The 14,620-nt window shown below is 46.0% G+C and carries 9 protein-coding genes; 4 read left to right on the top strand and 5 right to left on the bottom strand.

Features of this window, described 5'->3' with window-relative positions; all coding sequences use genetic code 11:
- Window positions 1-33: 33 nt before the first annotated feature.
- Window positions 34-456 (bottom strand): hypothetical protein, encoded by a 423-nt coding sequence (locus EXU57_RS24640; protein ID WP_133270937.1) that lies wholly within the window; start codon window positions 454-456, stop codon window positions 34-36.
- 634 nt (window positions 457-1,090) lie between these two features.
- Complete coding sequence (locus EXU57_RS24635) at window positions 1,091-3,199, bottom strand: hypothetical protein (protein WP_133270936.1); 2,109 nt, start codon at window positions 3,197-3,199, stop codon at window positions 1,091-1,093.
- A gap of 399 nt (window positions 3,200-3,598) precedes the next feature.
- On the opposite strand from EXU57_RS24635, the gene EXU57_RS24630 reads away from it, so the two are divergent.
- Both EXU57_RS24630 and EXU57_RS24625 read left to right on the top strand, forming a co-directional pair.
- Complete coding sequence (locus EXU57_RS24630; protein WP_133270935.1) at window positions 3,599-4,333, top strand: acetylxylan esterase; 735 nt, start codon at window positions 3,599-3,601, stop codon at window positions 4,331-4,333.
- Window positions 4,334-4,711: 378 nt separating this feature from the next.
- Window positions 4,712-6,163 (top strand): family 43 glycosylhydrolase, encoded by a 1,452-nt coding sequence (locus EXU57_RS24625; protein WP_133270934.1) that lies wholly within the window; start codon window positions 4,712-4,714, stop codon window positions 6,161-6,163.
- Window positions 6,164-6,572: 409 nt separating this feature from the next.
- On the opposite strand, the gene EXU57_RS24620 is transcribed toward EXU57_RS24625, so the two are convergent.
- Together EXU57_RS24620 and EXU57_RS24615 are read right to left on the bottom strand one after the other, a co-directional pair.
- Window positions 6,573-7,997: a carboxylesterase/lipase family protein gene (locus EXU57_RS24620; RefSeq protein WP_133270933.1), complete on the bottom strand. Its 1,425-nt coding sequence runs from the start codon at window positions 7,995-7,997 to the stop codon at window positions 6,573-6,575.
- Window positions 7,998-8,267: 270 nt separating this feature from the next.
- Window positions 8,268-9,464 carry an esterase gene (locus EXU57_RS24615; protein ID WP_133270932.1) on the bottom strand — a complete coding sequence of 399 codons (1,197 nt, stop codon included), beginning with the start codon at window positions 9,462-9,464 and terminating at the stop codon, window positions 8,268-8,270.
- Window positions 9,465-9,652: 188 nt separating this feature from the next.
- Between EXU57_RS24615 and EXU57_RS24610 the strand changes: the two genes are divergently transcribed.
- Entirely contained in the window at window positions 9,653-10,129 is a 477-nt protein-coding gene (locus tag EXU57_RS24610) for a hypothetical protein (protein WP_133270931.1), read from the top strand.
- A gap of 293 nt (window positions 10,130-10,422) precedes the next feature.
- On the opposite strand, the gene EXU57_RS24605 is transcribed toward EXU57_RS24610, so the two are convergent.
- Window positions 10,423-10,794: an ester cyclase gene (locus tag EXU57_RS24605; RefSeq protein ID WP_133270930.1), complete on the bottom strand. Its 372-nt coding sequence runs from the start codon at window positions 10,792-10,794 to the stop codon at window positions 10,423-10,425.
- Window positions 10,795-11,724: 930 nt separating this feature from the next.
- On the opposite strand from EXU57_RS24605, the gene EXU57_RS24600 reads away from it, so the two are divergent.
- On the top strand, window positions 11,725-14,547 hold the full coding sequence (locus EXU57_RS24600; protein WP_133270929.1) for a two-component regulator propeller domain-containing protein: 2,823 nt from the start codon (window positions 11,725-11,727) through the stop codon (window positions 14,545-14,547).
- The last annotated feature ends 73 nt before the right edge of the window (window positions 14,548-14,620 follow it).

Genomic DNA, 14,620 nt, shown 5'->3' with positions numbered 1-14,620 from the left:
ATTCACAGGGCGTTTTTGCTTAAATAATGTTTGCTAGTTACGAGGGCGACCACCGAAACCGCCGGTAAATACGGCAGTAGCATTGGGGTTACGCTCTTTTGCTGCTGCAAGTGCAGCGTCGTAAGCCTTCTTTTGTTCAGGGGTAAGCATGGCAAGGATCGCTTTTTCAGTTGGCTCTCCAAGAGCGGCCCTTTTTGGGGCAACTGCCTGGAACGCTTCCATACCACCATCCCGCGGCACAGTAGCCATCAGGCTGTCGGACGAAGTGTAAAACTTCACGAGCATTGGGGTGATCTTCGTCTTCTGCTCCTCGGTAAATGCAAACGCAGCATAACGCTGGTTGCTAAAGAACATTTTTGCACGTTCTTCAGGAGGAGGCGGAGGACCGCCTGGTCCCTGGGCTTTAAGCGTAACCACGCCTACAAGCAGGCATACAGTCAATAGTAATTTTTTCATTGTTAAATGGTTTGATCGTTTAAGGCTAAACTAAACATTGTCTGGTTGAAATAAATTAAATAGAGGCGAATGAGCCATAAAACTAGACGAATGGTGATTTCGATTAAAATCAGCTAATGTTCAGTTGCTGATTTAAGCGCTTTTTAAGCAATGGGAGAGAGGAAAATGTAAAATGAAAAATGTAAAATTAAAAAGGTGAACTCCTACTACGCTAAACATGGAGACTGTCAAATAGCAATCCCGTAGCAAATTTCTTGGCTAATACCCAATACCTCAATACCTCACCCCAATACTCGAATTGCTCCCCTCTGCGGACTCTCTGCTTCTCCGCGGTGGGAGAAATGCAAAATGTAAAATGTAAAAGGGGTACTCCTGCAATGCTAAACATGCAGACTGCCGAATAGCAATTCGAAGGGCGATTTCTTCCTTAATACCCAATACCTGATACCTTATTACCTAACTCTACGATTGCTCCCTTCTGCGAATTCTCTGCTTCTCTTTTTCTCCGCGGTAAAGAAATGTAAAATGAAAAATGTAAAAGCGGTACTCCTACTACGCTAAACATGCAGACTGCCGGATAGCAATTCGAAAGCCAAGCTGTTCCCTAGTACCCAATACCTTAATACCTTAATACCTAATCCCCAGCAAGCACCACCCGGTATGTCTTCACCACCCCATTGTAATCAAAAGTTGCGACTGCCGTTCCTGACACCGATTCTGCCTGTGTAATGCCAACCTTAACCTTCGGATTATTGGAAGAAGCCGTAATCCTGGGCACTCCTGTTGTTCCGGCCGGAAGTTTATAAGTGGTTTGATAGATGTCGTAACCAACAATCCCGTTGGCGTTGGTAGACCTTACCGGGGTCGCCGGAATATTGATCGGCTGGCCATTAACAAGGATACTTACCGTTGGTGGCACCGGGCGAACAATCTTCTTGTTCTTGGAACTGAACCCAACCCCTATCAAATTAAACAGTGTATCCGTTTCTCCCCCTTCTGCTACCAGGTAGATTGCATGTTTTTTGTCGAGGTTGTCTACGGCCCCAGCAACATCTGTAGTAAACTGTGTTACTTCTTGCTTTGCATTTGCAGGTACCATAATCTCAGCAATTTTTTTGCCTTTCCAGGTCGCATTATCCCATGGTCCATCCAACCACACATTTACCTTAAATGCCTTGTCCGTTTTTGGAGTGAGGAACACGTTGAACTGGGTATTGTTGCCCTTTTTTGTGCCCTCAAAAGCTTTCAATCCGTTTTGACCTTTTTTGAGTCCGCCAAAGCCAAAGTACTTATACCCGATAATGTTGCCATTTCTGACCTTTTCGATAGGCATATGGTTATCCCAAATGTCCCAGGAATCCTGCTGGGTACCCGGGTTGGAAAGATAAGCGGCATACCCTGCCGAGTAATATTGGTAGGGATCGAGCCCATAAAAATGGAAGCCCTCTGAAGTGACTTCAGCGCCCTTGTATTCTTTTCCCTGGCTGTCCTTTGCTGTCCAGAGGTTATCTGCGGCATATGGATCGTAGCCCCTGATTGAAACGGTGCCGCCTTCGGCAACCGGTTTTTCGTCCCATTTAACATTAACAGGAGCCACTACAGGTTGGCGTGCATAGCCAAATCCCCTTGGCGGCCTGTGGTAAAACACATACCATTGGCCGTTGATCAATTCAATACTTCCATGCGTATTATGCCCTGAATTAGTGGTCTGCAATGCGGTGCCGTCTTTATTAAGGACCGGTGCACGAGAGTCGACTACAACCCCGCCGCTTTTCCATGGCCCCAGGGGCGAATCGCCGAAGGCATAGCGCAGGGTAGAGTTGGAACTCCCAATGCCATACTCCGGACCGGAATAACCACTGAAAACGGTAACATACTTATTGCCCACCTTTCGGATAGAGGATGCCTCGAAAAAATTGAACGTTCCCAGGTCTTCACCGGGATAGATATTTGGATAGGGGGTGCCTGCCGGTTCCCTGATCACCCCGTATCTTACGCTGGCAGGTAATAGGTAACTGATGACCTTGGTTCCGGGCCGAAGGGAATACATCGTATTCTGGTCAAGCTGTGCCGCGGAAGATCGTTGAAAGCCCCAGAAACCATACGCCCTGAACCCGATTGCATAATCGGGATCTTTCGGATCGGTGACGTATTCAATATATACAGCCGGGTCAAAGCCCAACATACTGCCTGGAACGGTACGTTTTCCGTCTTCGGTCAAGTTGATGGGGGTAAACGGTCCGTCGGGGCGGCTGCCCTTACAAACCATTGCTTCCCTGCCGGGACCGCGGCTATGCGGGTACAGGTAATATTCTTTTTTGCCCCCTTTACGTTTTACCTCAACCAGGTCGGGCGCATACATGACATCCCATTGACCGTCGATCTGGTAGGTAAAAATGGGACCTTCATCGCGCCAGCTGGTTAAATCTTCTACAGGCGCAGACCAGGCCCTGATATCCGGCCCGCAATAACTATTCACCCTAAGATCATGCGATCCGACTATATAAGCGCGGTATTTCCCCGGCTTATCCGGATCTTCAAATACACGCGGTTCTCCATCAGGCACGTGCTCCCAAAGCGGCAGGTAGGGATTGCCGGCCTGTTTATGGACGAACTTTTTTCCCGACTGGTTTGCCTGGAGCGGTGCTATCTGACCCCTTAACTGGGTCACAGCAAAGAGGAAAAAAACGGCAAAAATTAAAACAATGGGTTGTCTTTTGAAACTGATTTCAAGTTTTGTCATATGGCTATTCTTCTGAGGTGTTTTATGAATATATCGTTAGCTCGTTTTGTTATTTAGCATTGAAACCAAACTTTCGCCGCGCTTTATACATTTCAGCTATTTCATTATCCTATTTTCTCCATGCACTTACAGGTAAAACCGTTTGGGGCTACACCAAAAAGCCGCGGAGCTTGCGAAGGAAGCGGAATCTGGTGCGTTTGGATGGAGATTTTTGCCATTATCCGTGCAACTTTGTTTAACCAGGATGTTTGTGTCTGTTAGATTGTTCATTTTTGCTGCCTGTTATTCGCCACCCGACATGTGCTGCTGTCGTCCTTTCTTTTGAGCTTTTATTTTTTTTGAATTGGAGAGCGCTTACCTTTTCGGGCAGGAGATCATTGTAAATACCAAGGAATGCTTATGAACAAATCACGCGAAACACAGTTGCTGTTTGGGGGCTTTGTAATTGTACTCGGCCTGGGGTTAGCAGGTTGTTCTGCCAGCTCAAAGGGTAAAGCCAATGGGGTAGCCGCCCCTGATACTACACGCACTATCGCAACCTACTTCACCCCGGCTACAGCCTCGAAAAAAACACCGGATGCTGAAGGATTTCTCCGGCGCTGGATACTGCTCGACCCAATAAACAAACCCAACCGTACAAACACGGTTTTCACGGATAGCTACATCCGCAAAGCATTCGATACCTTGTATTTCCCCAACCAGTTCACAGTCCTTCCAACCAACGGGGAGAAGGTAGTAGTCGGATCGCAGGAACTCACCTGGCATGCCCTTGACAGCAGGAACTTCAACGTAAAATTGTTTCGTTTCGCCTATGGGTTAAACAAGGAGGTATACGGGGTACTATTTTGGGCAGTAACCGTCGTAAACAGCCCGCAGGAAATGAAGAATGTGAGAATGGCGGTGGGATCAAATTCAGCATCGATGTGGTGGCTAAATGGAAAGGAAACGGTAATACTTTCCGGGGACAGAAGAATGGTGATGGATGATTGCGTTTCTACCCGCCTGACACTTCAGAAGGGCAAAAACATCATCCGCGGAGCGGTCATCAACGGACCCGGGATGAGCGATTTCTGTGTGCGCTTTCTTAATGAAAGAGGCGCTCCCATAAAAGATCTTACCATCAATTATCAATAAAGCCACGAGGTGTTATGTTAAGTATCCAATAATGAATGGGGCGTGCCCCAACCCGCCTGCGGACGGGAAGGGGCCGGGCTATCCCCGTCCGAACGTGTCATCCGGGCGGCCGCTTCAAGTCCTCGTCACAATACCCGACAAGTTGGAGATGGGGACTGTTATGATTTGCGCTACTATCCCCGTCCGACAGGTCGTCCGGGCGGCCTCACGCGATACGTCGTACAGTGGTTAACATAACAGGGCTGTCCTGTTGACGATAGCAAGTGAATAGATTGGCGTTGATGAAAATACAAATACGTGGTTGGTTAGCAAACAACCAAAGATTATGATCACCCACAGGTGAGTTCCCACAAACAATAACAAACAAATTACTTACGGATGAAATTGAGCATTACACTACTTAGCATGATAGCCTTGTTGTCAATTGGGTTAGCCAAATCAGTAGTGGCGCAAGTCGGCAAACCCTTTATACATGATCCATCTACCATCATGGAATGTGAGGGACGTTACTACACCTTTGGCACAGGCGCAGGCGGCTTGATATCCGAAGATGGCTGGACTTGGAACAGTGGTGGGGTAAGACCCGGTGGAGGAGCCGCCCCCGACGTCTTAAAAATCGGCGATCGCTACCTTGTTGTTTATGGCGCCACCGGCGGAGGTTTGGGAGGCGGACACAATGGAAGAATACTTACCATGTGGAACAAAACCCTTGACCCGAAATCTCCCGATTTTAAGTATACGGAAGCAGTTGTGGTTGCTTCCTCCGATGGTAAAGAAGATAATGATGCCATCGATCCGGGGCTCCTGCTGGATCCGACTGACGGCCGGTTGTGGTTATCGTACGGCACCTATTTTGGTTTTATTCGCCTTGTTGAGCTTGACCCGAAAACCGGTACCCGTGTGAAAGGTAATAAAGCGATTGATATAGCCATTGATTGTGAGGCCACAACGTTGACGTATCGTGACGGATGGTATTATCTGCTTGGTACCCACGGAACCTGCTGCGATGGTGCAAACTCCACCTATAATATCGTTGTCGGCCGCTCCAGGAAAGTAACCGGTCCATACCTTGACAATATGGGAAGGGATATGCTAAAAGGTGGGGGCAAAATGGTGGTTGCAGCCGGTGGAAGACTGATAGGTCCGGGGCATTTTGGACGTGAAGTCCTTGGCGAAGGCGTAGAAAAAATGAGTTGCCATTATGAAGCCGATTTGGATCAAAGTGGCCGGAGCGTATTGGGGATCCGTCCCCTGCTCTGGAAAAACGGCTGGCCGGTTGCAGGCGATAATTTCAAAGCCGGAACATATGAAATCGAATCGGAGAGAAGGGGATATGCGTTAGAACTGGTGGTGGATTTTACAAGAATGCCGGGCGGTATGCGCGGGTTTAACCGCAACAACGATGAACCCATAAAACCGGTTCCATCGCAGGAGTTAGCCGATGTCATCAAATCGTGGCCAACGGGAAATACCAATGTGAGGATAGGTGATTATATGTTTCGCCCGCACCAAAAATGGACAATTACACCAGCTCCGGACGGAAGCGGTTACCTGGGTGGTCCGTATTACAAAATAGTTATAGCAGGAACGGAACGCGCATTGGCAGCCACAGCGGATGCGGAGGTGATCACGGTGCCGGCATTTACCGGTGCGCCGGAACAGTTATGGCGGATCGATCAATTAACTGATGGCACATACCGGGTAATGCCTAAGGTTGTTCCAAATTCGACAGCGCAGTTGGCGCTGGTTTCTTCCGGGGATAGCACGCCAACGCTTGCACCGTTCGATATGTCAAGTGACAATGCTAAATGGAACTTTAAGGCGCACTAACTGTTCACCCTGTGTTGGTGAAGATGACAACTGCGGCTTTAGGTTGCCAGTCTCACCTTTTTAATGAGATGAATACTCCACAAGGCATCACCACTGATTGCATGGAAAGCGTAAACGCACTATAAAACCTTATCAGGTTACGGATACAAACAGCGCCCCATGAATGTTTGAAAGTGATAGTTCGGGCGTTTATGCCAACAATGTACTTTCGCAATAAACCCGCATGAGGACTGATAAAGCTTTGCGTTGAAGACTAAAGATGCCCATTGGTTTGTCGATAAAGTGCTTGCGACGCAACGATGATGCTATAAAAAACCACTGCTGGTCTCATAAAAAGAATCGACAACAATCTGGATAGCTCAATAACAGACATGGTGTAAGACCCCCTCTTTTACAAAAAACAACCGCCTTACCTTCTAAGACTGTTTCCCCTGTATTGAGGAGTTGGTGACATCGTTAATCCGGCTTTATCGCCCTTTGCATCGAGCAGCAGATACCCTGGTTGCTGTGTGGTAAAAGGTTTCCAGACATCCCCGTTTTTACCATTTGGATTGCCAGACTTTGCAAAATTCGTCCAGTAGTTTACCATCCGGGTACTCAACTCCTGGTCTCCCGCGGTGAAAGGCCGCCAGCTGTGCCGCATGGAATTAAAAACATACCATAGATCTGCTGAATGGAAGGCCCCACTGGAGTCGCCGGGAAGCTGGCGCTGGAAAAAATAGGCATAAGTTGGTTTATCGCTTTGTGTTGCACGCAATGCACAAAAGTCCGTAACCGGCTTTGTCATATCACTCAAATCATTGGCGGTAAACCCGATCATGTACGGAATGTCGGGGATCTCCCTGGCTGTTGCTGCATCAGAAAACGTTTTCTTCAGGAAGTAATTATCGATAACCGGGCTCCAGGCAACACGTATTTTGGTAGCGTCGGCGTATTGCTGCGACACCTTGATCAATTCGTCAAAGGAAAGCGCCCGCATGGCATCGAGGGTAGTTTTCCCGTTATGGTCCATCATCTTTTTATTTGCCAGCTGTGCAGTGTCGAGCGGGATCCCCGGTCGTGCATTACTCAACCCGCCGCCGCTCATGCTGATGGCCTTGCTCACCAGGTTTTTAGAAATGGGTGAAGCGCATAACGACTGCACACTTCCGGCGCCGGCACTCTGGCCGAAGATCATGATGTTTTTAGGGTCACCACCAAACTGTTCGATGTTATCATGGATCCATTTCAGCGCTGCCGCCTGGTCCATCAACCCATAATTGCCCGAAACCTGGTGCGGGCTTTCGGCTGACAAAAGCGGGTGCGAAAAAAAGCCTAATACGCCAAGCCGGTAAGTTACCGATACCAGGATTACCCCACGGGAGGCCCATGCTTCCCCGCCATCCATTTCGGGTTCAAAGGCAAAGCCTTCACGATAGCCGCCGCCATGTATCCACATCGCGACGGGGAGTTTTTTATTTCGTTCACCTGCCGCGGGTGTCCAGATGTTTAAGTAGAGACAATCTTCACTAAACGGAACGCTGCCACTGGCCCTCCACTCCCTGCCATAAAAACTTTGCGGATCCCAAGAAACCTGCATGGCGGCCGCGCCATATTGATCTGCTGTTTTTACCGCCTTCCAGGGCACCACCGGTTGGGGTTCTTTCCAGCGCAGTTTGCCAACAGGCGGTGCTGCAAAGGGAATACCTTTATAAGCGATAACTCCCTTTGTTGGTGTTTCTACGCCTTTTACCTGCCCGCCCTGGATGGTCAACACAGGGTTCCGGTTTTGACTCCATGTTGTCGATGATAAAATGGATAGCAGTACCAGGAAGGGGAGGGGCAGCTTTTTCATACAAGCCAGGGTCGTTTAGTTGTTTATTAAAGAATGGATCTGATGATCCAAAAGGTACAAAGAAATCAAAACGACCTATTAAGTAATCGGTTGCGGCGTGGTTTGAGAGCACATATACAGCTTCGATTGCTAATCAAGCAAACAGGGGCAGTTAGGTCAAATCCGGGCTGAACTAACAGGTATTTGCTGCCTGATTAGTTATCGAAGAAGATTCTGTTTGGATTGCACCACCTAGATTTTTTGCGCTGCATCAGCACAATTGCAGGAATACTATTTCCTCCAAAGGTTTGGTAAAAATCGATAATACAGCAAATGCCGCCAGGTAGACCAGTCGTGGCCCAGGCCCCCGCCAACATAATATTCATGTTTGATCTTATGGTTCTCCAGCGCCTTACGCAAGCCCTCCACCCGTGCACCCAGGGCGCCTTGTGCTTCCTGGTCGCCCTGGCCAACAAACAGGTAACTGATTTTGTCATTTACTCTCGGGTCATTCAGGAAACCGGCAATCACTTTTTCACTGTCGGTATCCCCGGCACTCAATACCCCAAAGTTTGCAAAGAGGTCCAGCGAATTGAAACCACAGAACATCGTATGTCTTCCGCCCATTGATAAACCAGATAGCGCCCTTCCTTTAGGATCCCGTCGCACGCTGTAATGGGCTTCCACCAGCGGAACGATATGCTCCCGCACTTCTTTTTCAAACAGCTTAAACGTTTGTTCCGCATGTTGTGGGTGGTTGCGGTGAACCACCTGGTTATTGGGCAATACCATTACCATGGGAACGGCCTTGCCTTCAGCGATCAGGTTGTCGAGAATAAGGTTTGCCCGGCCATCATACATCCAGTTAGATGGCAGTTCTCCGCTTCCTCCCAACAGGTAGAGGGTTGGGTATTTTTTCTTTGATGTGTACCCCGGAGGTGTATACACATAAACATCCCGCATGCCATTGGTTACGTTGGAATGGTAGATGTGCCGGGTTACGGTGCCATGGGGAACATCTTTGGCGTCGTAATAAGCTGGGGCTTCTCCATGTACAACTACATGACTGTATGGGGGCATGGCGGTAAAAGCAGAAATGGTATTGCTTGGATCGGTGATAGTCATCCCATCCACGTTAAACTGGTAGACGTACATATCCGGTTTCATAGGTCCCACAGTCAAAGTCCATATCCCGTCTGCTCCTTTCACCATGGGCATCGGTTCTCGTCCCCTGCCCAATGCTGCAAGGATATGAACCCCTGACAGGTTAACCTTTTTTGCTTCTGGTGCTTTCAGTCGAAAGGTTACGGTACGGTCGTCTTTTACCTCAGGTGAATTCATCGGTGCACTAAAAGGGGTAAGATTTTCGGTATTCAGGTGCGGACGCCAGTCGAGGTTTACATTCGCCTGTTGCGCATGTAAAGTCGTACACAGGAGCAGGAGAGGCAGGAGGCAGGTAAGGGACTTCAGGCGGATGCAATCGTTCATAAAGGATTGTTTGTTCGAATATAAGACCAAAAGCGTTGTGCTCGAACACCGGCACCTGTCCGTAATATTCAAGAACATTAAATCCCTGATGGTCTTACTAGTGCGAGGGGTTTGCAACTTTAAGATTTTCTTCCACATCTCCTATAGCACAAAAACCTAGTTTAGCCTTCAATTATAAAATTGTAATTATGAGAGGCATATTTTTAGCGCTGTTTCTTGCCGTTGGTACTCTAGCTATTGCGCAGGAAAAATCCTGCAACTTATGGCTTGGTGATGCGTCTGAGTCAAATAATATTCTGAAACAGTTTGTCGAAAAAAACCTGGAAATACAAACCAAGCTCGTTCCTGCTGAAACCAACAATATCCAGGAGATGAGGGATGAAAATAACCTGGCGCAGATAAAAATATGGCTAAAGCCCAAAAAGGTATTGGTTAATGGGGCCATGGCCACCGTTAATACCATCAGCTCTTACAAAATTGTGTCCCTCTCCGAACAAATCGACAAGCTGTACGCGGAACTGGTTAAGCAGGTGCAGCCATGTACCACCGAAACCACGGCAATGAATACCGTGTTTGGAAACAATAAAATTTTTATTGAAAGAAACAGTGGTGGCTTTGGCAAAAAGGGGCTTCCAATGTCAACGGTTACAATTACTGCCAGGTAATTGCACCTCAATTAAACGTCAGTTCCAATCGGCTTTCCCGGCGTGATGCATTAGGTTAGCCTAAATATATCTTTGCTGTGCAAGTGACGATAACTATGTCAGGTTTTGAAGTTTAATCAACGTTTTTGATGTAGTAGCCTGTGAACTTAGTTCCATTAAAATCCCCCAGGTACCCGACCAGATCTCAAGCCAATCTGCCATTTCGTGGAAAAGCTATCAACTGCAAAACGTCAGCTGCTCTTTCAGACCCACTAACATGTTACCTGGGCACACAAACCTGACTCCTTGTGCAGCTATAACTGGATGACTCCCAATTGTGCCAACATGCCTAATGTATCAAATTCTCCCCAGCGTTCGGCGATCTTACCATTTTCTATCCGAAGAATATCGACTCCCTTTAAAACAACAGTTTTGCCTGTTGCTGGTATTTGCATAAGTTGACCACGATGTGTGCCATTGGCGGTCCAACGCACAACTACTTTGCTTTGATGCTCATCTGCTATTACGTCTTCGTTTCTTACTGTCAAATCGGGAAAGGCAGACTTGAAGCCTTTATACATATCTAAATAACCTTGCAATCCAGGTTCTTGTCCCTGCACCGGATCATGGTCGATTAACGTTTGCAGAAAAATCTCATCTGCGATGTTAGATTTCCCTTGTCCCAAATTTCTTCCGTGAAAAGACGAGCAATGTTGGTAAGATTTGTTGCTGTAAGCATAGCAGTCGTTTTTTGGTTAAGTGCTTACAAAATAATTATTCTTGTTTATGAAAAGAAGTTTACCTAACGGGAAATAAGGCTTTAGAACTAAGTGAAAATTACCTTGAAGACCAACGCAGAGGTACGTGTTGTTCAGGTGTTCTGAAGGGCACCCTGAACCGGGATAAAGCAGGTTTTTAGAACCGGGAAGCGATCCCGAGTCACACGCCGGAGCGTAAGTACTTAATTGCGTTAAGCGCACTCCAAGACCTAATCGTATGCTGGTAGCAGGAACTCATATGGAGTGAATTCATAATATTTTCGCTTTAGTTTTCAAGGGCGGCTTGGTAGTACTTGAAAAGTAGGAGTGTATTTACCAGGCCTTGCGAGTTGGTTTTTGGATTGGACAAATTACCTGTAGTGCCAAGCTATTTAAACCGCACAATTATTGGCCGAGACTACTGTTTACGGCTTGGTTACTTCTTGCTTAAGAAATTGGTCACGGAAACTATGTTGTTTAGACCTGGAAACGGCTGAAGAGATTCGGACTTGCCACCTCTTTATGCTTATGGTTCTACTTTATGTAACAATCATTGATTTGGCAACTCAGACCGCCCGCTGTGGTTGAAGCCACTATTATTGTAAACATCATCGTGAAGTCGACTATAGACAACGGAAATGCAGGTCATCTTTACGTTCCCCAGCATCTGATGGATAAAGAGAAAAAGTAGGTATTAGCCTCTGCCAAAGGCATAGACATATGCTGTAAATGCATTTTGACCGGTCTTTGGACAGCTTCTCCAGCATCAACAGCCAATCACAAGCCAATGCCGCTGCAAAACACTAAAATTCTTCAAAAAGAAGATGTAACTTAAGAGGATAAAACCCAAAGCCTGCCATGAAGATCCTCCCCGTCTTCATATCTGTCATCTTTACTGCTTTTTCTGACTCTGTTTTTGCACAGTTCCCTCCGCTAAATTTTTATAAGATTACGAATGATGAAGGTCTTTCCCAGGCAACAGTTAATGTTGTGTTCAAAGATAAAGTTGGCTTTTTGTGGGTAGGTACTGATGATGGATTAAACAGGTTTGATGGCAAGAAAATAAAAAGGTACTATCACCAGTACAATGACAGCAATACTTTGGCGGCGAACGAGGTCTATGGTATTTGCGAAGACGATTATAACCGCATTTGGATTGCCCACTTCAATGCGGGAATAAGCATATATGATAAAAACACAAATTCCTTTATTCGCCTTGAAAATAGATTTACTGCTCGCAACAGGCTTGCAAGCAGCAGGGTTTATGGGGTATACAAGGATAAACAAGGCATGATTTGGGCAAGAACAGTGTTTGGAATATCTAAAATAAGCCCTGCAAATTTTAGCATAGAAAATTATAACGACCCTCGCTTTGCTGATCTTAATACAGTAAATATCGATATAATTGATTTTGCAGAACACGTATGGTTTGGGAGCAAAGCAAAAGGATTACTTAGGATAACAAAGGATGGTAAAACAGCTCCGATAGGAATTTGGGATAACAGCAAACATGGAACTTCGGTAACGGGAATTATTCAGGAAACAGCTCGATCGTTGCTGTTTACATCTGAGAAGGGGCTGTTTCGATTGAGAAAGCAAGATGCGCATATAGGTATTGAACCAATTGCTAAAGACTCGGTTTTATTTCGATCGGCAAACAAGTTATTCAAGCAAAAGAACACACCGTTTGTGTGGATAGCGACAGAAAAGGGCATACTCGTCATCGATATCACACAGAAGACCCTCGTAAAACATGTAAAGTCTGAGTCTATAAAGGACAACCTGATAAGCAACTTAGTTAACTGTTTATTACAGGATGACGAGCAAAACATAATAATCGGTACAAGCAGGGGTATAAATATTGCCTCCCCTTATACAAGCATATTTAATAATTACGAGAATATACTAAGGAAGATTAATCATTTCGGTCATCCGGTTTATGCAATTCACGAGTTACCAGACGGTCAATTGTTATTAGGAACCAAGAGTGGTGGCGCTTATATCTTTAACCCGGATTCACTTAAAGTTGTTCCGATTCGAATTCCTTATTCCCCGGCTTCAGAGATAAAAGTATACCATTTTACGCCTTTCATTAACAACGATTTAGTGGTTTGTACGAGTAAGGGCCTCTGGCTCTTGGACCTTGTAAATAGGCGTGCTTCCGCTCATCGTCCTGCAAAGTTTCCTGAATTGAAGCAGTTGGAAAATGTTTCAATAACCAACCTAACGATAGCAGATGACTCTCTTGCATACATAGCTGGTTTTACGGATGGCTTTTTTAAATGGAATTACAGAAGGGGAACAATAAAGCAATACAGGCGAAATGAACACCTTCAGTGGGAAGGGCCTGTTGATAACCAGGTTCAGAAAATAGCTTTTAGTAGAAATAAGCATGAAATTATTGTTTGCACAAAGTTCGGCTTTAGCCTTTTTTATCCTGCTCAGGACTCCTTTGTAAATTTCCGTCCGGGTAAACGATATCCTCAGGAGCTTCCTGCCAGGAATATCAAAGATGCCTGGGATGATGGCGAAAATATCTGGATTGCCACATTCGGGGCAGGGATACAAAGACTCAATAAACGAACCGGTTTATTTAGCGGACTGACAACGCGGGAAGGTCTACCTAATAATTCAGTCTACGCTATAATTCCCGATAGCAAAGGGTACTTATGGATTCCAACTAATCACGGTCTTGCACTTTTAAATATTCAAAAAAGTGCTGTTACAACTTTTACCACCGGGGACGGTTTGCCTGACAATGAGTTTAACGGCTATGCATCTTACAAATCTCCAACTGGTAATCTTTACTTTTCTACATTGAATGGAATTGTGCAAACAAGGCCTGAAATGCTTACAAGCAACTCCATCAGGCCAAAGGTTGTTTTGACTGATCTTGTGGCTTCAAACAGCGAACAAAAAGATAGTGTTGTTAATATATATGCTGCATCGGAAATAATTATACCTGCTGGCTTTAACTCTTTGTTTTTTGAATTTGCTTCGTTAAGTTTCGCTGCTCCCGCCAAAAATCAATACCGCATAATGATCGAAAACTTCGATAAGGACTGGATCGATTTGGGAAACAATAACTTTAGACGTTATTCAAACTTGCCCCCAGGCAATTACGTATTGAAGCTGATGGGGAGTAATAATTCAGGCCGATGGAGTGAACAGCCTTTATTGTTAAAAATTTACGTTTCGCCTTTTTGGTATCAAACAAGGCTGTTTAGAACATTATTAATACTATCACTCTCAACCCTGATATTTATTGCTGTCAGAAATTATTACATCGAACGCTTAAAAGAGCAGAAGAGGTCCTATGAAAAGCAGTTGGCCGTCCAGGAAGAGAGGCAACGGATCGGGTCCGAAATACACGATGATATTGGAGCTGGTTTAATGGGGGTGCGGTTACTTACTGAAATGATAGGCAAAAGAACATCAGATGGGGAACTGAACGAGGAAATAAAGAAAATTCACTCTTCAATAAGTGAACTTTCCACAAAGATGCGTGAAGTCATCTGGAGCCTTAATATCAACAACGACACATTTGAGAGCCTGTTGAATTATATTCAGAAACAAGCCCTTCAGTTGTTCGAGAACTCATCCATAAATCTTATTACAAAACTTCCAGCCGTAATTTGTAGATTCCGGAACATTTTGACCCCGTGGTTCCGGCCAAGCTGACCCCCTCATTCCGGGCAAACTGCCCCCCCTTTGACTCATCTTTGTTTGGCACGGATTCCGGGGCATCTTGACC

The sequence above is a fragment of the Segetibacter sp. 3557_3 genome, from assembly GCF_004354985.1.
Lineage (GTDB): Bacteria > Bacteroidota > Bacteroidia > Chitinophagales > Chitinophagaceae > Segetibacter.
This window is presented reverse-complemented; position numbering and strand designations above follow the sequence as displayed.

Coding starts and splice junctions, on each gene's coding strand:
- EXU57_RS24640 (WP_133270937.1), bottom strand. CDS start 456: ATGAAAAAATTACTATTGACTGTATGCCTGCTTGTAGGCGTGGTTACG.
- EXU57_RS24635 (WP_133270936.1), bottom strand. CDS start 3,199: ATGACAAAACTTGAAATCAGTTTCAAAAGACAACCCATTGTTTTAATT.
- EXU57_RS24630 (WP_133270935.1), top strand. CDS start 3,599: ATGAACAAATCACGCGAAACACAGTTGCTGTTTGGGGGCTTTGTAATT.
- EXU57_RS24625 (WP_133270934.1), top strand. CDS start 4,712: ATGAAATTGAGCATTACACTACTTAGCATGATAGCCTTGTTGTCAATT.
- EXU57_RS24620 (WP_133270933.1), bottom strand. CDS start 7,997: ATGAAAAAGCTGCCCCTCCCCTTCCTGGTACTGCTATCCATTTTATCA.
- EXU57_RS24615 (WP_133270932.1), bottom strand. CDS start 9,464: ATGAACGATTGCATCCGCCTGAAGTCCCTTACCTGCCTCCTGCCTCTC.
- EXU57_RS24610 (WP_133270931.1), top strand. CDS start 9,653: ATGAGAGGCATATTTTTAGCGCTGTTTCTTGCCGTTGGTACTCTAGCT.
- EXU57_RS24600 (WP_133270929.1), top strand. CDS start 11,725: ATGAAGATCCTCCCCGTCTTCATATCTGTCATCTTTACTGCTTTTTCT.